At 62.0% G+C, this 22,544-nt stretch carries 19 protein-coding genes and 1 other RNA gene; 2 read left to right on the top strand and 18 right to left on the bottom strand.

Annotated elements, in window-relative coordinates; genetic code table 11:
* Nucleotides 1-9 precede the first annotated feature (9 nt).
* Nucleotides 10-777, top strand: a complete 768-nt coding sequence (locus ACQ4W7_RS15715) for a class I SAM-dependent methyltransferase (protein WP_436531590.1) — start codon at nt 10-12, stop codon at nt 775-777.
* A gap of 48 nt (nt 778-825) precedes the next feature.
* Here ACQ4W7_RS15715 and ACQ4W7_RS15710 read toward each other — a convergent pair whose 3' ends face one another.
* From ACQ4W7_RS15710 to rnpB, 17 genes are all read right to left on the bottom strand, one after another.
* Entirely contained in the window at nt 826-1,332 is a 507-nt protein-coding gene (locus ACQ4W7_RS15710; protein ID WP_426074543.1) for a peroxiredoxin, read from the bottom strand.
* A 223-nt stretch (nt 1,333-1,555) separates the two neighbouring features.
* Nucleotides 1,556-2,764, bottom strand: coding sequence for a cell division protein FtsZ (gene ftsZ, locus ACQ4W7_RS15705; RefSeq protein WP_436531587.1), 1,209 nt, complete (start codon nt 2,762-2,764; stop codon nt 1,556-1,558).
* A 154-nt stretch (nt 2,765-2,918) separates the two neighbouring features.
* Nucleotides 2,919-4,151 carry a cell division protein FtsA gene (gene ftsA, locus ACQ4W7_RS15700; protein WP_010394955.1) on the bottom strand — a complete coding sequence of 411 codons (1,233 nt, stop codon included), beginning with the start codon at nt 4,149-4,151 and terminating at the stop codon, nt 2,919-2,921.
* A gap of 45 nt (nt 4,152-4,196) precedes the next feature.
* Entirely contained in the window at nt 4,197-5,015 is an 819-nt protein-coding gene (locus ACQ4W7_RS15695; RefSeq protein ID WP_426074542.1) for a cell division protein FtsQ/DivIB, read from the bottom strand.
* Nucleotide 5,016: 1 nt separating this feature from the next.
* Nucleotides 5,017-5,985: a D-alanine--D-alanine ligase gene (locus ACQ4W7_RS15690; protein WP_436531585.1), complete on the bottom strand. Its 969-nt coding sequence runs from the start codon at nt 5,983-5,985 to the stop codon at nt 5,017-5,019.
* Nucleotide 5,986: 1 nt separating this feature from the next.
* Nucleotides 5,987-7,390 carry a UDP-N-acetylmuramate--L-alanine ligase gene (gene murC, locus ACQ4W7_RS15685; protein WP_426074540.1) on the bottom strand — a complete coding sequence of 468 codons (1,404 nt, stop codon included), beginning with the start codon at nt 7,388-7,390 and terminating at the stop codon, nt 5,987-5,989.
* 10 nt (nt 7,391-7,400) lie between these two features.
* Nucleotides 7,401-8,495, bottom strand: coding sequence for an undecaprenyldiphospho-muramoylpentapeptide beta-N-acetylglucosaminyltransferase (murG, locus tag ACQ4W7_RS15680; protein ID WP_436531583.1), 1,095 nt, complete (start codon nt 8,493-8,495; stop codon nt 7,401-7,403).
* Nucleotides 8,492-9,703: a putative lipid II flippase FtsW gene (gene ftsW / locus ACQ4W7_RS15675; protein ID WP_426074537.1), complete on the bottom strand. Its 1,212-nt coding sequence runs from the start codon at nt 9,701-9,703 to the stop codon at nt 8,492-8,494. Before ftsW ends, murG begins: the two co-directional genes overlap by 4 nt.
* Nucleotides 9,703-11,259: a UDP-N-acetylmuramoyl-L-alanine--D-glutamate ligase gene (murD, locus tag ACQ4W7_RS15670; protein WP_436531580.1), complete on the bottom strand. Its 1,557-nt coding sequence runs from the start codon at nt 11,257-11,259 to the stop codon at nt 9,703-9,705. Before murD ends, ftsW begins: the two co-directional genes overlap by 1 nt.
* Nucleotides 11,259-12,434: a phospho-N-acetylmuramoyl-pentapeptide-transferase gene (mraY, locus tag ACQ4W7_RS15665; RefSeq protein WP_426074534.1), complete on the bottom strand. Its 1,176-nt coding sequence runs from the start codon at nt 12,432-12,434 to the stop codon at nt 11,259-11,261. The genes murD and mraY overlap by 1 nt, the downstream gene beginning before the upstream one ends.
* A gap of 2 nt (nt 12,435-12,436) precedes the next feature.
* The gene (locus ACQ4W7_RS15660; RefSeq protein ID WP_436531655.1) at nt 12,437-13,867 is read right to left on the bottom strand and encodes a UDP-N-acetylmuramoyl-tripeptide--D-alanyl-D-alanine ligase; all 1,431 of its coding nucleotides are present in this window, start codon (nt 13,865-13,867) and stop codon (nt 12,437-12,439) included.
* 23 nt (nt 13,868-13,890) lie between these two features.
* A complete protein-coding gene (locus ACQ4W7_RS15655) occupies nt 13,891-15,399 on the bottom strand; it encodes a UDP-N-acetylmuramoyl-L-alanyl-D-glutamate--2,6-diaminopimelate ligase (protein WP_436531578.1) in 1,509 nt (502 codons plus the stop codon).
* Between the two features lie 8 nt (nt 15,400-15,407).
* Complete coding sequence (locus ACQ4W7_RS15650; protein WP_426074532.1) at nt 15,408-17,186, bottom strand: peptidoglycan D,D-transpeptidase FtsI family protein; 1,779 nt, start codon at nt 17,184-17,186, stop codon at nt 15,408-15,410.
* Nucleotides 17,186-17,455 carry a cell division protein FtsL gene (gene ftsL / locus ACQ4W7_RS15645; RefSeq protein WP_034748894.1) on the bottom strand — a complete coding sequence of 90 codons (270 nt, stop codon included), beginning with the start codon at nt 17,453-17,455 and terminating at the stop codon, nt 17,186-17,188. Before ftsL ends, ACQ4W7_RS15650 begins: the two co-directional genes overlap by 1 nt.
* On the bottom strand, nt 17,452-18,429 hold the full coding sequence (gene rsmH / locus ACQ4W7_RS15640) for a 16S rRNA (cytosine(1402)-N(4))-methyltransferase RsmH (RefSeq protein ID WP_426074531.1): 978 nt from the start codon (nt 18,427-18,429) through the stop codon (nt 17,452-17,454). Before rsmH ends, ftsL begins: the two co-directional genes overlap by 4 nt.
* 9 nt (nt 18,430-18,438) lie before the next feature.
* Nucleotides 18,439-18,867 carry a division/cell wall cluster transcriptional repressor MraZ gene (gene mraZ / locus ACQ4W7_RS15635; RefSeq protein ID WP_426074530.1) on the bottom strand — a complete coding sequence of 143 codons (429 nt, stop codon included), beginning with the start codon at nt 18,865-18,867 and terminating at the stop codon, nt 18,439-18,441.
* Between the two features lie 662 nt (nt 18,868-19,529).
* An RNA gene (rnpB, locus tag ACQ4W7_RS15630) (RNase P RNA component class A) lies at nt 19,530-19,884 on the bottom strand.
* A 224-nt stretch (nt 19,885-20,108) separates the two neighbouring features.
* Between rnpB and ACQ4W7_RS15625 the strand changes: the two genes are divergently transcribed.
* Nucleotides 20,109-21,812 carry a thiamine pyrophosphate-binding protein gene (locus ACQ4W7_RS15625; protein WP_426074529.1) on the top strand — a complete coding sequence of 568 codons (1,704 nt, stop codon included), beginning with the start codon at nt 20,109-20,111 and terminating at the stop codon, nt 21,810-21,812.
* Between the two features lie 73 nt (nt 21,813-21,885).
* Here the strand turns inward: ACQ4W7_RS15625 and ACQ4W7_RS15620 are convergent, their stop codons facing one another.
* Nucleotides 21,886-22,428 (bottom strand): hypothetical protein, encoded by a 543-nt coding sequence (locus ACQ4W7_RS15620; RefSeq protein WP_436531574.1) that lies wholly within the window; start codon nt 22,426-22,428, stop codon nt 21,886-21,888.
* Nucleotides 22,429-22,544: the final 116 nt, after the last annotated feature.

Raw genomic sequence — 22,544 nt, 5'->3', positions numbered from 1 at the left:
GAGAAAACCATGCAGCAGCACGATGTCGTTACCGAACAGTTTGGCAAGACGGCCAATGCCTACCTGAGCAGCGCGATACACGCACAAGGTGCCGACCTGGTGCTGATGCAGGAATGCGCACGCCGCCATGGCAAACCGGTCGTGCTGGACCTGGGCTGCGGCGCCGGCCACGCCAGCTTCGCCGTCGCCCCTGTCGCGCACGCGGTCGTCGCCTACGACCTGGCGCAGCCCATGCTCGACGTGGTGGAACACGCCAGGGTGCAGCGGGGCTTGCACAACATCAGCACGCAGCAGGGCGACGTGGCCCGTTTGCCGTTTGCCGACGCCAGCTTCGACATGGTCGTCACGCGCTTTTCCGCGCATCACTGGAACGACGTGGCAGGCGCGCTGGCCGAAGCGTGGCGCGTGCTGCGCCCGAACGGCACTTTGCTGGTGGTCGACATCGTCGCGCCGAAAACGGCCCTGTACGACAGTACCTTGCAAGCGGTGGAAATGCTGCGCGACGCCTCGCACGTGCGCGACTACCGTACGTGCGAATGGGGCGCCAAGTTCGAGAACGCGGGCTTTACGCACAGCTTGCGCAGCGTGTGGAAACTGACGATGCAGTTTGACGAGTGGGTGGCGCGCATGCGCACGCCAGGCGAACGCGTAGCGGCCATCCGCAACCTGTTCGATGGCGCGCCCGAGGAAGCGCGCAGGTATTTCGCGCTGCTGGACGATTATTCGTTCAGCATCGATGCGGCCATGTTCGAGGCGACGAAACCCTCAGTACAGTAAACGTAAAAACGGCGCCGATGGCGCCGTTTTCATGCGAATAGGAAGCGCTTAAGCCAGTTGGCCCAGCAGCGTTTCGGCATTCGACACTTCAAACTTGCCGCCCTGCTCGATGTTCAATTGCGTCACGACGCCATTGTCGACCAGCAGCGAGTAGCGCTGCGAGCGCGTGCCCATGCCGTGCTTGGAAAAATCAGCGTCCAGGCCCAATGCCTTGCTGTAGGCGGCATTACCGTCAGCCATCATGCGCACCACGCCAGTGGCTTTCTGGTCGCGGCCCCAAGCGCCCATCACGAACGCGTCGTTGACGGAGATGCACCAGATTTCATCGACGCCCGCAGCTTTCAGCTCGGCAGCGTGCTGCACATAGCCTGGCACATGCTGTGCGGAGCAGGTCGGCGTGTAGGCGCCGGGCAGGCCGAAGATGGCGATCTTCTTGCCCTTGACCAGGTCTTGCACGTTGAACGTGTTCGGGCCCAGTGCGCAACCTTCGGTTTCGCTTTCGATGAATTCAGCCAGGGTGCCTTCTGGCAGGGTGTCGCCGATCTTGATGGTCATGTTGACTCCTTGTGTACTGTCGGTTAAGGACGCCGCCCGCGCCATGCTGCGAACAACGCCCGTGATCTGGTTCTGCCGGCATGATGCCGACACTGCGCGATAGTATGCCTGACTTGCCATATTTATGCAGAAAGTGAGCGGAAAGGCAAAGGCAAAAGTCAAAAACCGGCAAAAAAAACGGCGACCCTCAGGCCGCCGTCATGCTTGCTTGCATCAATTCGCCTTAATCCGCTTGTTTGCGCAGGAAGGCGGGAATGTCATACGTCTCCATGCCATTCTTTTCCATCGCGCGCACCTGCTCGGAAGCCGATTCGCGGCGCCATACTGCCGGCGCCTTCATGCCGTCGAAACCGGCTGCCGGCGTGGCCACGCCAACCGTCGTCGTCGCTGCCTGCGCGCTACCCATGGCTGCCGATGGGGTCAACGGGCTGTTGTGGGTGCCGGTGCGCAGCACTTGCTGCGGTACCAGCTGGATGTTTTTCTTCGCGCGGCCCAGGCCCGTGGCCACCACGGTAACGCGAATATCGTCGCCCATGGCGTCATCGTAGGCGATACCTTGCGCGATCGACGCGTCCGGCGCGGCAAACGCGCGCACGGCAGCCATGACTTCCTTGATCTCTTTACCTTTCAAGCCACGGCTGGCCGTGACGTTGACCAGCACGCCGCGCGCGCCGGAGAGATCAATGCCGTCCAACAGCGGCGAAGCGACAGCCTGTTCGGCGGCGATGCGCGCGCGGTCGACGCCGGAAGCGGTCGCCGTGCCCATCATGGCCTTGCCCTGCTCGCCCATGATGGTTTTCACGTCGTTGAAGTCGACGTTGATATGGCCCGGCACGTTGATGATCTCGGCAATACCGGCCACCGCGTTATTGAGCACATCATCGGCATGCTGCATCCATTCCAGCATGCTTTCATCTTCGTAGATCTCTTCCAGCTTTTCATTGAGGATGATGATCAGCGAATCGACGTGCAGGGACAGCTGCTCCAGGCCTTCGTCGGCGATGTCCATGCACTTCTGGCCTTCGTACGAGAATGGCTTGGAGACCACGGCGACCGTGAGCGCGCCCAGCTCCTTGGCCACTTCGGCCACGATAGGAGCGGCACCCGTGCCCGTACCACCACCCATGCCGGCGGCGATGAAGACCATGTGCGCGCCGCGCAGCGCATCGACGATGCGTGCGCGCGATTCTTCGGCCAGCTGGCGACCGACGGCAGGCTTCATGCCGGCGCCCAGACCGGTATCGCCGATCTGGATGATGTTGTGGGCCTTCGATGTCGACAGGGCCTGTGCGTCGGTGTTGGCGGCAATGAACTCCACACCCGACATGCCTTTGTTGATCATGTGTTGGACTGCATTGCCACCCGCACCGCCGACGCCGACGACCTTGATGACGGTACCTAAAGCTGTGTTATCGACCATATCGAACTCCATGATGTGCTCCTATCAGATGCGGTTTCCAAGCGCCAGGCCTCATATTGGTAGGAGAACTGGAGATTGAAAACTGCGGTTAAATATAAAATAAAGTTATGTGTGTGTACCTGCGATGCTGCCAAAAAACCTGTGCTGCCGGGCGTAAATCAAGCCCTTAAAAATTCCCTAAAAACCATTCCTTCATGCGCTGCCAGACTGCCTTCACCGAGCCGTCCTGACGCGTCACGATGTGGCCGCGCAGGTATTGCTTCTTCGCTTCCAGCAGCAGGCCCAATACCGTGGCATAGCGTGGACTACGCACCACGTCGGCCAGCTGGCCCCGATACTCGGGCGTGCCCAATCGCGCCGGTTTGAGGAAAATATCTTCTGCCATTTCCACCATGCCAGGCATGATGGAGGTGCCCCCCGTGAGCACAATGCCCGACGACAGCACGCCTTCATAACCGGATTCACGCACCACCTGGTGCACCATCGCGAACAGCTCCTCGACGCGCGGCTCGATCACCGCCGCCAGCGCCTGGCGCGACAGGTTGCGCGGGCCGCGGTCGCCCAGGCCTGGCACTTCCAGCGATTCGCCGGGATCGGCCAGGACCTGCTTGGCCACGCCATAGCGGATCTTGATTTCTTCCGCTTCTGCGGTCGGAGTACGCAAAGCCATGGCGATGTCGTTGGTGATCTGGTCGCCGGCGATGGGAATGACTGCCGTATGGCGGATCGCGCCATCGGAGAACACCGCCACATCGGTCGTGCCGCCGCCGATGTCGATCAGCACCACGCCCAGTTCCTTCTCGTCTGGCGTGAGCACCGCATCGGCAGACGCCATCGGCTGCAGAATCAGGTCCGACACTTCCAGGCCGCAGCGGCGCACGCACTTGACGATGTTCTGCACTGCCGACACGGCGCCGGTGACGATATGCACCTTCACCTCCAGGCGGATGCCGCTCATGCCGATAGGCTCGCGCACATCTTCCTGGCTGTCGACGATGAACTCTTGCGGCACTGTGTGCAGCAATTGCTGATCGGTCGGAATGTTAACCGCTTTTGCCGTCTCGATGACGCGCGCCACGTCGGTCGCCGTCACTTCCTTGTCCTTGATGGCCACCATGCCGCTGGAATTGAAGCTGCGGATATGGCTGCCCGCAATGCCCGCGTAGACATTGCGGATCTTGCAGTCGGCCATCAGTTCGGCCTCTTCCAGCGCGCGCTGGATGGACTCCACCGTGGCCTCGATATTGACTACCACGCCTTTTTTCAGGCCCTTCGATTCGTGCTGGCCCAGCCCGATCACCTCGTGGCGCCCGTCGGACATCACTTCGGCTACCACCGCCACCACTTTCGAGGTGCCGATGTCGAGACCGACGATCAGGTTTTTCGCGTCTTTTGTCATTTCTGTCGCCTAATTTTTTGGGCTATTGCTAAATTGATGATTAAGTTAAGTCGGTTTTTTAATCGGACTGCCATTTTTCTTCTTGATCGCCGCTGCCGGCTTGCCGTCCTTGCCTTCGGCCGGTATCACCAGGCCGGCGGAACTGAGCGCCAGCCCATTCTGGTAACGCATATCGATCGTGTCGATATTTTCCAGCCGGCTCGCCAGTTGCGGGTAGATGCCCACCAGCCGATCGACCCGCGCCTTCAGGGTCGTATGATTCTGCTCGCGCCCCAGCGCCACGCTCATGCCATTATCCAGTTTCACGGTCCATGCATAGCGACTCGACAACGACAGGGTTTCCGGCACCATTCTCAAAGGTGCAAACCACTTTGCCAGCTGCACATAGGTGGCCAGTACTTCCTTCTCGCTGCCATCGGGGCCGGCGAAGGCAGGCAATTCATGATCATCTTCGGCCTCGGCCACATTGGCCGTAAACACGTCGCCTTTGACCGACAGCAGGCGTCCATCCTCGCCCCAGGTGCCCAGCGCTTCGTGTTCTTCCAGCGCCACGATCAGCTGGTTCGGCCACTCGCGTCGCACGCTGGCGCGGCGCACCCAAGGTACCGATTCGAACACGCCGCGCACGCTTTCCAGGTTGGTCGTGAAGAAATTGCCCTTGATGCGGCCCATGGTGCCGCTACGCAGGGTCAGGTAATTCACGTGGCGCAGACCCTTGTCATCCACGCTTTCCACCTTGATCGTGCGCAGGTCGAACATGGGACGCTGCGACACCCACCAGACGCCGGCGGCCACGCACACGACCAGAACCGCGGCGAGCAAGCCGTTGGCAGTCGTATTCAGGCTTTTAGCGTCATGCCACATATCAGTGCTGTCCCTTGTGCATTTTCAGACGCGCGCCAGCGACGATTTCCAGGCACAGGTCTTCATAGCTGATGCCCACCGCGCGCGCCGCCATCGGCACCAGCGAGTGGCTGGTCATGCCGGGCGAGGTATTCACTTCCAGCAGGAACAGCTTGCTGTCGGCCGCGCGCATCAGCACGTCCACACGTCCCCAGCCTTCGCAGCCGAGGGCACGGTAGGCTGCCACGGCGATACGCTCCATTTCCGCCACGATTGCCTGGTCCAACTGCGGCGGACAAAAATACTGCGTGTCGTCCGTGAAGTACTTGTTCTGGTAATCGTAATTGCCTTGCGGGGCGACGATTTCGATCGGCGGCAGCGCGCGCGCCGTGGCGCCTTGGCCCAGGATCGCCACGGTGAATTCGCGGCCCTTGATGAATTCCTCGGCCAGCACCGAATCATCGAGGCCGGCGGCGATATCGTAGGCCGCCTGGAAGGCGGATGCTTCGTTGACCGTGGTGATGCCGATGCTCGAACCTTCGTGCGGCGGCTTGACGATCAGCGGCAAGCCCAGTTCCGCGGCCACCTTGGCCAGGTCGGAGCTGTCATTCAGCACCGCGTACTGCGGCGTCGGCAACTGGTGCATCAGCCAGATCATCTTGGTATAGACCTTGTCCATGCCCACCGCGCACGCCATCACGCCGCTACCCGTGTAGGGGATGCCCAGTTGCTCGAGCGCGCCCTGCAGGCTGCCGTCTTCGCCGAAGCGGCCGTGCAGCGCGATGAAGACGCGGTCAAATTGTTCAGCGGCCAGTTCGGCCAGGCTGCGTTCGCCCGTGTCGAACGCATGCGCGTCCACGCCACGGCTTTTCAGTGCAGCCAGCACGCCCGTGCCGGACATCAGCGACACTTCGCGCTCGGCCGAGCTGCCGCCGAACAAGACGCCGACCTTGCCCAATTGTTTAACGTCGATAGCTGAAGCTTGGTTCACGTCAGGCCTTTACAGTGTGAGATTGATACGTTGTCAGTTGCTGCGGGATGCCGCTGATAGAGCCCGCCCCCATGGTCAGCACGACGTCACCGTCGCGCGCCACGCTCATGATGGTGTCGGCCATGTCCCTCATGGACTCGACGAAAATCGGTTCGATCTTGCCGCGCGCGCGCAGCGCATGCGCCAGGGCGCGGCCGTCGGCGGCGACGATAGGCGCTTCGCCGGCCGCATACACTTCGGATAGCAGCAGCACGTCGGGCGCACCGAGCACCTTGACGAAATCCTCGAACAGGTCGCGCGTGCGGCTGTAGCGGTGCGGCTGGAAAGCCAGCACCAAGCGGCGGCCAGGATAGGCAGCGCGCGCAGCGGCCAAGGTCACTTCCGTTTCCACCGGGTGGTGGCCGAAATCGTCGACTAGCGCAAAGGTGCCGCCGTTCGGCAGCGCCACGTCGCCATAGCGCGTAAAGCGTCGGCCCACACCGGAAAACTCGGCCAGACCCTGCTGCGTCGCACTGTCGGCGATACCAATTTCGCGCGCGATGGCGATCGCCGAGCAGGCATTTTGCACATTGTGCATGCCAGGCTGGTTCAACACCACGTCGAGATCAGGATAGCCTTCCTGCAGCACCGTGAAATGCATTTCCAGGCCCACGGCGCGCGCATTGATGGCGCGCACTTCGGCGTCTTCCGCGAAACCATAGGTGGTGACCGGCTTGGTGACGAACGGGATGATGGCGCGTACGTGCGGATCGTCGATGCACAGCATGGCACGGCCATAGAAAGGCAGACGGTGGGTGAACTGCACGAACGCCTGCTTGAGCTTTTCAAAATCGTGCTCGTAGGTGTCCATGTGATCGGCGTCGATATTCGTGATCACTTCGATCATCGGCGTCAGGTTCAGGAACGAGGCGTCCGACTCATCGGCTTCGGCCACCAGGTAGTCGCCCGAACCTAATTTTGCGTTAGCGCCGGCACTGGTCAGGCGTCCACCGATCACAAAAGTAGGATCGAGGCCGCCCTGCGCCAGCACCGAAGCGACCAGGCTGGTGGTCGTCGTCTTGCCGTGCGTGCCGGCGATGGCGATGCCGCGTTTCAAACGCATCAATTCACCGAGCATCACGGCGCGCGGCACCAGCGGGATCTTGCGCGCACGCGCGGCAACCACTTCCGGATTGTCTTGCGGGACGGCGCCCGACGTCACGACCGCATCAGCGTCGCCGATGTTCTCGGCCGCGTGGCCGAGCATGACAGTCGCGCCCAGACTCGCCAGGCGCTGCGTCGCCGCATTGCTGCCCAGGTCAGAGCCCGACACCTTGTAGCCCAGGTTGACCAGCACTTCGGCGATGCCGCTCATGCCGCTGCCGCCAATGCCGACAAAATGGATATTGTTTACTTTATGCTTCACAGAGCTAACCTCATGCCAGTTTTTCCAATACGTTTGCGATCGCCTCATTGGCGTCGCGCTTGCCTGCTACCAGTGCCGCTTGCGCCATCTGCTGGCAGCTGTCGCGCGTCAAAGACGCCAGCATCGCGCTCAGCGACGCCGCACTCATTTCCGTCTGCGGCAAATGAATCGCCGCGCCCTGCTTCGCCATCCATTGCGCATTGTCGCGCTGGTGGCTGGTGGTTGACGCCACCAGCGGCACGAGTACGCTAGCCACGCCGGCCGCCGTCAATTCCGACAGGGTGATCGCGCCAGCGCGGCAAATCACCAGGTCGGCCTCGGTATAAGCCTTGGCCATGTCGTCGATGAAATCGACCACATTGGCCCGCACGCCCGCGTGCGCATACGCGGCATGCAGGGCGTCGATATTCTTCTTGCCCGACTGGTGCGTCACCAGCGGGCGCTCGCCCTCCGGCATCAAGGCCAGTGTAGCGGGCAGATTGTCGTTCAGCGCTTTCGCGCCCAGGCTGCCGCCCACCACCAGGATGCGCAGCGGCCCGCTGCGGCCCGCAAAGCGGGACGCCGGCGGCGCCATGGCGAGGATCTCGGCGCGCACGGGATTGCCCGTGACGACGGCCTTGCCCGCAGCGCTGCCGAAATCGGCGGGAAAACCGAAGCAAACCTTTTGTGCCAGCGGCACCAGCGTCTTGTTCGACAACAGCAGCGCCGCGTCGGCATTGACCAACACCAGTGGCACGCCCTTCAGGCGCGCCATCAGGCCGCCCGGCACGGTAACGTAGCCGCCCATGCCCATCACCACGTCCGGCTTGCGACTGGCGATGAAACGACGGATGGCAAAAAAACTGGCCAACATCTTGAAGCCGCCTTTGAGCGTATGCGCCAGACCCTTGCCGCGCATGCCGGAGAACGCAATGGCATCCATGGGAATGCCGCTTTTCGGCACCAGTTCCTGCTCCATGCCATGGGTCGTGCCCAACCAGCTCACTTCCCAGCCGCGCGCGCGCATCGTCTGCGCAATCGCCAGGCCCGGGAAAATATGGCCGCCGGTACCGGCTGCCATGATCATCAGTCTTTTCGTCGTTTTCAAGTTCGTCACGTTGTTCATAGCCGGCCTCCCCGCATCAGGATCCGGTTCTCGTAATCGATGCGCAGCAAAATCGCCAGGCCGATACAGTTAATCAGTACGCCCGTGCCGCCATAACTCATCAGGGGCAAGGTCAGCCCTTTTGTCGGCAGCAGGCCCAGGTTCACGCCCATGTTGATGAAGGTCTGCACGCCGATCCAGATGGCGATGCCTTTCGCCGTCAGTCCCGCGAAGGTCTGGTCGATGGCGATCGCCTGGCGGCCGATATCGAACGCGCGCTTGATAATCCAGTAGAACATGCCGATCACGATCAGGACGCCCACCAGCCCCAGTTCCTCGCCGATCACGGCCAGCAAAAAGTCCGTATGCGCTTCGGGCAGGTAGTGCAGTTTTTCCACGCTGCCGCCCAGGCCCACGCCAAACAGTTCGCCGCGCCCGAAGGCGATCAGCGAGTGCGTCAGCTGGTAGGCCTTGTTGAGCGCATTGTCTTCCTGCCACGGATCGAGATACGCAAAAAAGCGCTCACGTCGGAATTTCGACAAGGCGATGATGGTGACGAAAATCGCCGTCAGCATGGCGCCGATGCCACCGAACCAGATGGCGTTGACGCCGCCCAAAAACAGGATGCCCATGGCGATGCAAACGATCACGCCGAAAGCGCCGAGATCTGGCTCCATCAACAGCAGCAGGCCGACGAAACTGACGGCCAGCGCCATCGGCATGAAGCCCTTGGTCAGCTTGTGCATGTATTCCTGCTTGCGCACCGTGTAATCGGCAGCGTACAGCACCATCACTACCTTCATCAGCTCGGACGGCTGCGGCCGCAGGCCCGGCAGGTTCAGCCAGCGGCGGCCGCCGTTGACCGACACGCCCAGGCCAGGTATCAGCACCATCACCAGCAGCACCAGCGTGCCGATGAACAGCCACGGCGCCATCTTTTGCCAGGTGGCCACGGGAATGCGGAACACCAGCGCGCCGACGATGATCGACACGCCGATGAACAGCCCCTGGCGCACGACGAAATAATTGTTCGTGTAGGCGGCAAACTTGCGCGCATCCGACAGCGAGATCGAGGCCGAATACACCATCACCATGCCCAGCAACATGAGCAGCAGGACGACCCACACCAGTGGCTTGTCATAGTCCATCATCTTCGACTGCCGCGCGCGGCTATCCAGCGGCTTGGCAGCCGAGCCGGAACCAAAGCTGAAGGGCAGTTGGAAGGCCATCAGATATCCTGTCCGTTTTCCAGTGCGATATCGCGCACGGCGTCGACAAACACCTGCGCGCGGTGCGCATAGTTCTTGAACATGTCCAGACTGGCGCAGGCGGGCGACAGCAGCACTGCATCGCCGGCCAGGGCCAGGTTGCTGGCGCGCTTGACCGCTTCCGGCAAGGTGGCGCAGTCGACGATGTCCACGCCAGCCGGTTCCAGGGCCGCGCGCAGGGCGGGTGCATCGCGGCCGATCAGCACCACGGCGCGCACATAGCGCGACACGGGTTCAGCCAGCGGCGAGAAATCCTGCCCCTTGCCATCGCCGCCGGCGATCAGCACCAGACGCTGTTCCGCGCCGCCAAACGCCTTGCCCAGGCCGAACAGGGCCGCCACTGTCGCACCCACGTTGGTGCCCTTGCTGTCGTCGTAGTATTCGACTTCACCCACGGCCGTGATCAGTTCCACCCGGTGCGGCTCGCCCTGGTATTCGCGCAAGCCATGCAGCAATGGCGCGAACGGCAGGCCGATGGCGCGGCACAGGGCCAGCGCTGCCAGCGCATTCGAGGCATTGTGCTGGCCACGGATTTTCAGCGCATCGGCCGGCATCAGTTTCTTTGCCATCGTCGGCACCGGTTCCGGTGCCGGATCGTTCTTCCTGCGTTTTTTCTCGATGACTTCTTCACTGGGCACGGCTTGCGCCAGCCAGAAGATACCCCGTTCATTGACCAGGCCAAAGCTGTCTACGTCAAGCGGCTCGCCCGTGCCGAAGGTGATGGTTTCCGCAAGCGGGTCGGCCATGTGCATCACGGCAGCATCGTCGCGGTTCAGGACGCGCACGGTCTGGTCGCCGAAGATGCGTGCCTTGTCAGCGGCATACGCAGCCATGTCGCCATGCCAATCCAGGTGATCCTGCGACAGATTCAATACCGTGGCCGCATCGGCCTGCAGGCTGAACGTCGTGTGCAGCTGGAAGCTGGACAGTTCCAGTATCCACGCTTGCGGCAAGGTGCTGGCGACCGGTTCCGCCGCTTCAGCCTCTGCATCCACCGGCAGCGGCGCCGGTTCCGCATCGAGCACCTCGCGCAGCACGTCCAGCGCCGCCGGGCTGATATTGCCGGCCACGCGCGTGGCCAGGCCTGCGCGTTCGCACAGCAGGCCCACCAGGCTGGTCACCGTCGTCTTGCCATTCGTACCCGTGATGGCGATCACTTTCGGCGCATAGCCGCGCTCCGCCTTCAACGCCGCCAGCGCCTGCGCGAACAGTTCGATCTCGCCCCATACGGGGATATTTTTTTCCAAGGCGGCCGGCGCAATATGCGCCAGTTCGCGCTGCGGCGCCAAGCCGGGGCTGACGGCAACGAAATCGACGCCGTCGAGCAGGTCGGCCGTGAAGGCGCCGGCGATGAACTGCGCCTGCGGCACGGCGGCCTGCAAGGCAGCCAGGCGCTCTGGTGCCTCGCGCGTATCTGCCACGCGTACGCTGGCACCGCTGCGGGCCAGCCACAGGGCCATGGCCAGCCCCGACTCCCCGAGGCCCAGTACCAGTGCGGTTTTAGCGTCGTACATCATCAGCGCAGCTTCAAGGTGGTCAGGCCGAGCAGCACCAGCATCATGGTGATGATCCAGAAACGCACGACAACCTGCGTCTCTTTCCAGCCTTTTTGTTCAAAATGGTGATGCAGTGGCGCCATCAGGAAAACCCGGCGGCCAGCGCCATAGCGCTTCTTGGTGTACTTGAACCAGACGACCTGGATAATCACGGACAGCGTTTCGACGACGAAGATGCCGCCCATGATGAACAGGACGATTTCCTGGCGCACGATGACGGCGACGGTGCCCAGCGCGCCGCCCAGCGCCAGCGCGCCCACGTCGCCCATGAACACTTTCGCGGGATGCGTGTTGTACCAGAGGAAGGCAAGGCCGGAACCGGCCAGCGCGCCGCAGAAAATCACCAGTTCGCCGGCACCCGGAATATGCGGAATGAACAGGTAGCGCGCATAGGTCGCATTGCCCGTCAGGTAGGCGAACAGGCCCAGGGCCGTGCCGACCATCACGGTCGGCATGATGGCCAGGCCATCGAGACCGTCCGTAAAGTTGACGGCATTACTGGTGCCGACGATGACGCAGTAAGTCAGCGCGATGAAGCCCCACACACCCAGCGGATAGCTGATGGTTTTAAAGAAGGGTACGATCAGATCGGCCTTGGGCGGCAAGTCCATGGCAAAGCCGGACTGCACCCAGGCGTAGATCAAATTCCACACCTGACCCGCGTCGGGTTCCGACACGGAGACAGAAAACGCCAGGTAGAAGGCGGCGGCGATGCCGATCAGCGACTGCCAGAAGTATTTTTCGCGCGAGCGCATGCCTTCCGGGTCCTGGTGCACCACCTTGCGGTAGTCGTCAGCCCAGCCGACGGCGCCAAAGCCCAGCGTGACAATCAGCACTGGCCAGATAAAGCGGTTCGACAGGTCGGCCCACAGCAGGGTGGAAATGCCGATGGCGATCAGGATCAGCACACCGCCCATGGTGGGCGTGCCGTGTTTTTTCAGATGCGTCTGCGGACCGTCCGTGCGCACGGCCTGGCCGACCTTCATGCGCGTGAGCATGCGGATCACGGCGGGACCGGCGCACAGGCCGATCAAAATCGCCGTCAGGGTGGCGAAGACGGCGCGGAAAGTGATGAAGTTAAAGACCCGCAATGGGCCAATGTCGTCCTGGAAATAATGAGCGAGCCAGAGCAGCATGATTAGTGAGCTTCCTTGTTATTGTTGTTTGAACCAATCAAATGCTGCACGGCCCGTTCCATTTTCATGAAGCGGGAGCCCTTGATTAATACTGTTGCATCCGAACGGCCGGACAAATGCGCATCAAGCGCCGCCAGCAAGCCGTCGAACTGTTCGAAATACTCCACGACCGTGCCCGATTCCTGGCTGGCGGCAGCCTGCGCCGGATTCACCAGATGGCGCGCCAGGCAGCCCGTCGCCAGCACGTATTCGATGCCTTTGATGGCGGCGTAGGCGCCGATCTCTTCGTGGAACTGCTGCCCCTGCGTGCCGACTTCGCCCATCTCGCCCAGTACCAGGATGCGCGGTGCCGCGGCCTGCGCCAGCACATCGATGGCCGCGCGCGCCGAATCCGGATTGGCGTTATACGTGTCGTCGATGATGGTGGCGCCGTTGGCGGCACGTTTTTTCTGCAGGCGGCCGTTCACTGGCGCGAACGCCTCCAGGCCCTGCTTGATATACTCGATGGCGATGCCCGCGCCAACGGCGCATGCCGCCGCGGCCAGCGCATTGCGCACATTATGGTCGCCCGCTGCCTGCAAGCCGACAAAGAACTGGCGCAAGCTGCCGTCCTGCGCGCGCACGCTGACGAACATGTCGCTGCCAAAATCCTCGGCCGCGCGGTGCGTGCAGCTCACGTCGGCGTCTTTCGACAGGCCGAACGTGATGACGGCGCGCGTGCCGGCCAGCTCGCGCCACAGGGGCGTGAATTCATCGCCATGCGGGAAGACAGCTACACCGTCATCGCCCAATGCCGCCAGCGCCGCGCCGTTCTCGCGCGCCACCGCTACCACCGTGTGCATGAATTCCTGGTGCTCGCGCTGCGCGTTGTTGACCATCGCCAGCGTCGGCGCGGCGATCGCCGCCAGGCGCGCGATTTCGCCAGGATGGTTCATGCCCATCTCAATGACGGCCGCCTTGTGCCCGGCACTCAGGCGGAACAGGGTCAATGGCACGCCGATTTCATTATTCAGGTTGCCGCGCGTGGCCAGGCGGGCGTCTTCGCCAAAGGCCGCCGCCAGGATGGACGAAATCATCTCCTTGACAGTGGTCTTGCCATTGCTGCCGGTGACGCCGATGACGGGCAGGCTGAAACGTCGGCGCCAGTGATGCGCGATGCGCCCCAGTGCGACCAGGGAATCGACGACCAGGATGGCCGGCACCTTGCTGCTGTCCCAGCCAGCGGGCAGGCGCTCGACCACCACGGCGGCAACGCCACTGGCGGCCACCTGGTCGAGGAAATCATGCGCGTCGAAACTCTCACCGCGCAGGGCGACGAACAGCGAGCCCGCTGGCGCGCTGCGGCTGTCGGTGGAGACACCGTCAAAAACGGCGTCGCCCGTCAGCTGCGCGCCATGCAGGGCAGGCATCAACTCGGCCAGGCTTGCGTGCATGGGATGATGAATAAGCTGGTCCATCAGTTCGTCCTCATCATGGTCAGGCGCGCGGACAGGGCCAGTTGCGCATGATCGGCATCGGAGAACGGCAGCTTCTTGCCCTTGATTTCCTGGTACGGCTCATGGCCCTTGCCCGCCAGCAGGATCACGTCCGGCTTGGCCGCGTGCTTGATGGCCGACAGGATGGCCGCAGCGCGGTCTTCGATGGCCTGCGGCTGCGGGCCGTCTGCACGCATGCCAGCGACGATCTGCGCGATGATGGCGTGCGGGTCTTCGCTGCGCGGATTGTCACTGGTGACCAGCACGTGATCGGCCAGCTGCGCGATGGCGCCCATCTGCGGACGCTTGCCAGGATCGCGGTCGCCGCCGCAGCCAAACACGCACCACAGCTGGCCACCCCGTTCTTGCGCCACCTGGCGCAAGGCTGCCAGGGTTTTTTCCAGTGCGTCCGGCGTATGCGCGTAATCGATGACGACCATCGGCGCTTCCTGTCCGCCCACCTGCTGCATGCGGCCAGGAGCCGGCTGCAGGGATTCGATGCCGTCGATGGCGGCGCGCAGGCCGGTGCCATGCGCCAGCAACGCACCCAGCACGGCCAGCGCGTTACTGATATTGAAGTGGCCCACCAGCTGCGTTTTGACCAGCGCCACGCCCAGCGCGCATTCCAGGTGGAAGTCGGTACCGGCATTGCGGCTGCGGAACTGGCTGGCGCGCAGCATCAGCACGCCCGGCAAGTCCGGCTGGCTGGCCGCAGCCTGCAAGGTATAGCCGATGACCGGATACTCGCCCGCCAGCTTGCCATCCACGTGGCGCGCCAGGCGCAAGCCCATGGCGTCATCGAGGTTGATGACAGCCGTTTTCAGGCCGGGCCAGTCGAACAGCTTGACTTTGGCCGCCTCGTAGGTGGCCATGTCACCGTGGTAATCAAGATGGTCGCGCGTCAGGTTGGTAAACATGGCGACATCAAAATGCATGCCGGCCGCGCGCTCCTGATCCAGGCCGATCGACGACACTTCGATGGCAACAGCCTTGGCGCCTGCGTCGCGCATGGCGGCGAGTTTACGCGCCAGCAGCACCGCGTCGGGCGTGGTGTAGCCGGTCACGTCGAATTCGATGGCGCCGCGCGGCTTGCACAGGCCCACGCCCAAGGTGCCGATGACGGACGAGGTTTCGCCCAGGCGTGCCAAGGCCTGCGCCAGCCATAGTGCACACGAGGTCTTGCCATTCGTGCCCGTCACGCCGGCGCTGAACATGGCGCTGTCGGGCATGTCGTAAAAGGCGTGGGCGACAGGGCCTGCCAGGCGTTTCAGGTCGCCGACCAGCAGATGCGGCACATTCCATGCGGCGTTCCATTCAACGGCGTCATGCACGATGGCGGCGGCGCCCTGCTGAATGGCGGTGTCGATGAATTGGGTGGCGCCCGCGTAGGCAAAAAACACGTCGCCGCGCTGCACGCGGCGCGAATCGGACGTCAGCTGCCCGGACGGGGCAGCCGCTTTGATCCACAAACTGATGTCTTGTATGGTCATGAGTGACTTCACATGGCCTCCGGGCCGGCATTGGCCGGGACCACGATTTCGGTAACGGAGGAATCGGGCGGTACGTTCATCGCGCGCAGCGCGTTGGTTGCAATCGCCGCGAAAGCGGGAGCGGCGACCTGGCCACCGTAGTGATACAGGCCGGTCGGTTCATCGATCATCACCGCGATGATGAAGCGCGGCGCCGACATCGGCACCATGCCGACGAAAGAGCCAATGTATTTGCGCGGCATCGCATAGCGGCCGTTTTCCACCTTGTAGGCGGTGCCCGTCTTGCCGCCGACGCGGTAGCCGGCGACCTGCGCGCGCTTGGCCGAGCCGTGCGCGCCGGAGACCACCAGCTCCAGCATGGCGCGCATGTCGGCGGCCGTCTTCGGCTTGATCACTTGCTGGCCCACGGGCAGTTCATTGACCTTTTGGAACGACAGGGGAATCGTGTCGCCGTCGCGCGCGAACATCATGTAAGAACGCGCCAGCTGGATCAGCGAGACGGAAATGCCGTTACCGTAGCTCATTGTGGCCTGTTCAACCGGGCGCCACGATTTATACGGACGCACGCGGCCAGCCACAGCACCGGGGAAGCCCCATTTCGGCTGCTGGCCGAAGCCCACCTTGGTAAACATCTCCCACATTTCCTGCGACGGCATGCCCAGCGCAATTTTCGAGGTGCCGATGTTCGACGACATCTCGATGATTTCGGAGACATTGATCACGCCGTGCGGCTTGGTATCGGTAATCGTGCGGTCGGCGATGGTGTAGCGGCCCGGCCCCGTATCGATCAGGGTGGTCGGCTTGACGCGGCCCGTGTCGAGCGCCAGCGAGACCGTGATCGGTTTCAGGGTCGAACCGGGTTCAAACGTATCGGTCATGACGCGATTACGCAGCTGCTGGCCCGTGAGCTTGCGGCGGTCGTTCGGGTCGTAGCTGGGGTAATTGGCCAGGGCCAGCACTTCACCCGTGTGCACGTCAAGCACGACGGCGCCGCCGGCCTTGGCGTTGAATTTTTCCACCGCTTCCTTCAATTGCGTGAAAGCGATGTACTGAATCTTGCTGTCGACGGAGAGGGTCAGGTCCTTGCCATCATGCGGTTCGTGGATGAAGCCGATGTCTTCAACGATGTGGCCCAGGCGGTCCTTGATCACGCGGCGGCTGCCGGTAGTGCCGACGAGGGTTTTCTGCTGCGCCAGTTCCATGCTTTCCTGGCCCACGTCTTCCACGTTGGTAAAGCCGACCACGTGGGTCATCACTTCGCCCTGTGGATAGAAGCGCTTGTATTCCTTGCGCTCGTCGATGCCGTCGATGCCCAGCTTGGAGATTTTGTCGGCCACGTCCATCTCGACCTGGCGTTTCAGGTAGACGAAGCTGCGGTCCGAATCGAGCTTCTTGCGCAATTCGTTGACGTTCATTTCCAGCAAACCGGCCAGCGCGTTGATTTTCTCGGGCGACGCCTGCAGCACGTCGTCGGGGATGGCCCAGATGGCCTTTACGGGCACGGACGACGCCAGCACCTGGCCGTTGCGATCGGTGATCTTGCCGCGCGTGGCAGGCAGCTCCAGCGTGCGCTCGTAGCGCGCCTTGCCCTGCTTTTGCAAAAACTGCGTCGACACGCCCTGTAGCCACAGGGCGCGCACGCCCAGGCCGGCGAAAGCGAAGAACAGCAGGAACAGCACGACGCGCGAACGCCAGACGGGCAGACGCACTGCCAGTACGGGGTTCTTCGAGAATGGCACGCCTTTCGATGCAGCCACCCGGCCGTTGCTGTTACCGCCCAACTTCATTATTCACCCTCCGTCAGGTATTGCGTACGCGCCGCCGTCAGCGGCGTCATGCTCAGATCGCGCCGTGCAATCGATTCGATGCGTTCATGCTTGCCCAAAGTGGACTGGTCAAGCTGCAGTTGCGCCCAATCGATGTCGAGCTGGCGCGACAGCGCTTGCGCGCGCTCCAAGTCGATCAGCAGGTGGCGCGACTGATACTGCGCGTTCACCAGCGACAGGCCGCAGCACACCAGCAGGGCCGACAGCACGACACACAGCTTGCCAGTCATCGGGAGCCGCCATTGGCAGGGACGACCAGCGGCAGGCGCTGCGCCACGCGCATCACGGCCGAACGCGAACGGGGATTACCCTCGATCTCGGCGTCGGACGGCTTCATCTTCAAAATCAGCTTCATTTCCGGCTGCGGCAAGTCCACCGCGCGGATCGGCAGGCGGCGGTCTGGCTGCTCCACGTTCGCCTTCGAGGCGAAGAAGCGCTTGACCATGCGGTCTTCCAGCGAATGAAAGCTGATCACGGCCATGCGCGCGCCGGGCGCCAGGCAGGCATACGCCTGATTCAGACCGATCTCGAGATCCTCGAGCTCTTTGTTAATGAAAATGCGTATGGCCTGAAAGGTGCGGGTAGCGGGGTCCTTACCCTTCTCGCGGGTCTTGACGGCGCCTGCCACGATGCCGGCAAGCTGTCGTGTGCTTGAAATTGGCTGGACTGCCCGGCCAGCAACAATCGCCTTTGCAATCTGAAAAGCAAACCGTTCTTCCCCATAATCGCGTATCACTTTCTCTAAATTCTGCTCGGTTTCCACCGCCAGCCATTCGGCTGCGGAGATGCCGCGCGTGGTATCCATGCGCATGTCCAGCGGTCCGTCGTTGCGGAAGCTGAAACCGCGCGCCGCATCGTCGACCTGCGGCGACGAGATGCCCAGGTCGAGCAAGATGCCGTCCACCTGTTGCACGCCACGCGCGGCCAGGCTGGCCGTCATGGTGGCAAAGCTGTCATGGACGATTTCAAAGCGGGGATCGCCGATCTGTTCGGCCGTGGCGATGGCTTGCAAGTCCTTGTCAAAGCCGATCAGGCGCGCGTCGGACGCCAGGCGCGACAAAATCAATCGGCTATGCCCGCCGCGGCCAAACGTGCCATCGACGTAAATGCCGTGCGCGCGGTCGCCCGACAGGTCGAGCGCATCGACCGCTTCATCGAGCAGCACCGTGCGATGCTGAAATTCCGGCACCGTGAGTTGTGTCATTACGGAGCCTTAGAAAGAAAAATTGGAAAGTACATCGGGGGTGCCGGCATCGATCGCCTGCTGTTCTTTGTCGGCCAACTTGGCGGCATCCCATATTTCAAAGTGACTGCCCATGCCGATCATCATGACTTCGCGCGACAGCCCCACGGCGTTGCGCAATTCGGGCGAGATCAGCACGCGGCCGGCCGAGTCCAGCTCGACGTCAACGGCGTTGCCGAGGAAGATGCGCTGCCAGGCGCGCGCCGACATGGGCCAGGCGGCGATTTGCTGGCGGTGGCTTTCCCACACGGGACGGGGGAAAAACAACAGGCAGCCATCGGGGTGTTTGGTCAGGGTCAAACGGCCTTCGCATTGAAGCGCCAGCGCGTCACGGTGCTTGGCAGGGATAGACATCCTACCTTTGGCATCGAGATTGATTGCGGACGCGCCTTGAAACACGGAAGACCTTTTTTGAGCTTGGGTTGCGACGCTTACGCATCACGATGAAAAGGGAAAAATTCCCACAAAAACACACTTTTTCACACAGTTGCCCACTTTAGAGGAAGCAAAGATAGTGGTCAAGCGGTTTCCGATTGGCAAAACAGGAATTTTATTAATGAAATTAAGGACTTAGCGCATATCGTTGAAGGAGTCTCAAATAAAAATATATCGATAAATTAGATACTTATGAAAGATAGTGAATGTGCTACCTCATCTGCACACATGTGTTTTCCTACCGTAAACATCGAAAAAAACGAAATCGAAAAATTGAATTTTTTACAGTTAGTTGACACATGACAATAGTTTCGTCATCCAGGCACAACAATAATCAGTCGCCGCGAAAGACTTGGTTTAAAGCAAAAAAAATTCGCCCATGGCGCGTACCGCGCCTGTTTTCCGGGGCTGGCCTGTCGCAAAAAAACTATTTTTGCAACGCAGCAATTAATTAAGAAGAGGAAACTTTAACCAATTGTTCATCTTAGTTGTATATACAACTTTATCTTAACTGCTATACTTTTAGAAACAAAAAAAGCCCCGTTGCGGGGGCTTTTTTTGGCGGCGCGCAGCAGGAAAACCGCTGCGGTCGATACACTCCCCGGCAGGCCGGGAAGTAAAAATTCAAGTGAAGCAAGCCGGTAGGCCGGATTTTGTTACGGCGCCTTCCCTTGCAGGTTGGCACTATGACAGTCATTCCTCTAGGCGCCAGATTACTCGGGCGCTCAAGCTTTCTACCCGCACGCTCCGCGAGCAGCATCATCGCGTGCCTATTTGAAATTGCACCAGGTGGAGGTTACCGCGTTTCACCGTAACTTAATACGCTCGTCTCTGTGGCCCTATTCCTCGCCTTATACCATGGGCTAACTGCGCTTGCGGCTTTCAGCGGACGGCCGTTAACCGTCACCCCGCTCTATGGAGTCCGGACCTTCCTCCCGCCAGCGCATTGCTGCGCCGGCCAGCGACTGTCTGGCCTGCTTCACCCGCCATTGTACCGCGCCGCAGCATGTTTCTGCAAAAAGGCCTGTGCAGGCCCCTCGTTACCGCTCCCTCCCAGTCCGGGGGATTGTGTAATTCGGTGTCGCCATTTCAAAAGCCGGGCCAAATCGACTCACATAGAATGAGGCAAGCTGCTTGCATGCAAGCACATGCGCACCGCCTGCCCCAACTTCTTTGCCACCCCACTAGAATATAAAGAGCCGAACATGACGCAACAATCCCGTACCGGCGGCCAGATCCTGGTCGATGCCCTGCAGATCCACGGTGTCGACACCGCTTTTGGCGTGCCTGGCGAAAGCTACCTCGACGTGCTCGACGCCCTGCACGATTCGGGCATCCGCTTCATCATCAACCGCCAGGAAGGCGGCGCCGCCTTCATGGCCGAAGCCTACGGCAAGCTGACGGGCAAGCCGGGCATCTGCTTCGTCACGCGCGGACCGGGTGCCACCAATGCCTCGATCGGCGTGCACACGGCTTACCAGGATTCCACTCCGATGATCCTGTTCATCGGCCAGGTGGGCAATGATTTCGTCGACCGCGAAGCGTTCCAGGAAATCGACTACCGCCGCATGTACGGCCAGATGGCCAAATGGGTGGCGCAGATCGACCGCGCCGAGCGCATCCCCGAATATCTGGCGCGCGCCTTCCAGGTAGCCACCAGCGGGCGCCCCGGCCCCGTCGTGCTGGCCCTGCCGGAAGACATGCTCATTTCCATGGCGACTGTCGCCGACACACGCGCTTACCAGCCCGTGCAGGCGGCGCCATCCGACGCCCAACTGCAGCAACTGCGCAGCATGCTGGTTAGCGCGAAACAGCCGCTGGTGTTGCTGGGCGGCACCACTTGGACGCCGCAAGCGTGCGCCGACCTGCAACAGTTCGCGGAAAACAACCACTTGCCCGTCGCCTGCGCCTTCCGCTTCCAGGACTTGCTCGACAACGCCCACCCGAACTACATCGGCGACGTCGGCATCGGCATCAACCCAACACTGGCCGCGCGCGTGAAAAATGCCGACCTGGTCATCGCCATCGGCCCGCGCCTGGGCGAAATGACGACGGGCGGCTACACCCTGTTCGACTCGCCCGTACCGCGCCAGCGCCTGGTGCACATCCATACGGATGCCGAGGAGCTGGGCAGCGTTTACCAGGCCGAGCTGATGATCAACAGCGGCATGCCGCAGGTCTGCGCCATGCTGGCCGCCATGGCGCCTGTGGATGCGTCCGCCTGGCAGCATACGCCGGGCGAAGCCAAGGCCGAGCTGGCCGCCTACCAGCAGCGCCCGCCCATCTTCCAGGATGGCCAGGCACCGCTGGATCTGTGGCAAGTGACACAGGAGATCATGGCGCAGGTGCCACCCGACACCATCCTGACGAACGGCGCCGGCAATTACGCTTCGTGGGCGCACCGCTTCTACCGCTACGGCGGCATGCGCACGCAGCTGGCGCCAACGAATGGCGCCATGGGCTATGGCGTGCCGGCCGGCGTGGCGGCGAAGATCGTGCATCCGGAGCGCACCGTGATCACCTTTGCCGGCGATGGCGAATACATGATGAATGGCCAGGAACTGGCCACCGCCGTGCAATACCAGGCCGGCGTGGTCATCATCGTCTTCAATAACCAGATGTTTGGCACCATCCGCATGCACCAGGAACGCGATTACCCGGGCCGCGTCTCGGGCACGACCCTGCATAACCCGGATTTTGCGGCACTGGCGCAAGCGTATGGCGCGCATGGCGAAGTGGTGAATACGACGGAAGAATTCGCCCCAGCCCTGCAGCGGGCCTTGGCGCACGCCAAGGCGCACAACTTGCCGGCCCTCATCGAGCTGCGCTACGACGGCAACCTGATCACGCCGAACGCCACCCTGGCCACCATCCGCGCCACGGCGGAAAAGGCGCAGGCGGCCAAATAAGCCCCTTGCAAGGCGAGAAATAACAAAGGCCCGGTCGATACTGGGCCTTTTTCTTTTTGACAGCGGGAATCGCTCAGGCGGCGGGCGCTAGTGCGCTTTCCTCGGCAGGCACTGCCTCGGCGGGCGCCTCCGGCATCGGTGGGCAGGGCGTGCAATTTTTCAAGGGACGGCCGAAATCGCGCACGCGACTCAGTTTCATGGGCATGCGCACGTTGCCGCCGCAGTAATCGCCTTCCAGCGTCAGGGTCTGCCCATCTTTGGAAAACTTGCCGACGATGGTGCGTTCTTCGCTGTCGGCGCCGGCGATGGTGAAGTCGAAGGCACCCGTGGCGACGTCCAGGTTGACGTCGTTGGCGACGATGGGCCAGCTCAGGGCGCCAGCCGTGAATTCGTAGATGACGGAATCGGCCTCGGCAAAGCGGTGCAGGGTCACGCGCTGGCCACCGATTTCGCCGCTATCCTTTTGCAAGCACAGATCCGAATAGACGGCGACGCCGTAGCGCTCCAGTCCGGCCGACTTCTTGCCCTTGACCGCGGCGAAGGCAGCACCCGTGGCGCCAGCGAGCAGCAGCGCGGCCAGCATAGCGGGCAGGCGCGGCAATGGGTATGAATACATGGCATTCCTTTACTTGAGTAACGGCGCCATTATAACTGGCACCGCCCATGCAAAAACGCGCCGCCAGGACTAGCCTGGAGACGCGTTTTCTTGCTTATCAACATCCCCGAAGGGAT

The organism is Janthinobacterium algoris (assembly GCF_051380935.1).
Taxonomy (GTDB): Bacteria; Pseudomonadota; Gammaproteobacteria; order Burkholderiales; family Burkholderiaceae_D; genus Janthinobacterium.
The sequence above is the reverse complement of the archived record's forward strand: the minus strand, read 5'-3'. Positions and strand labels throughout refer to the sequence as shown.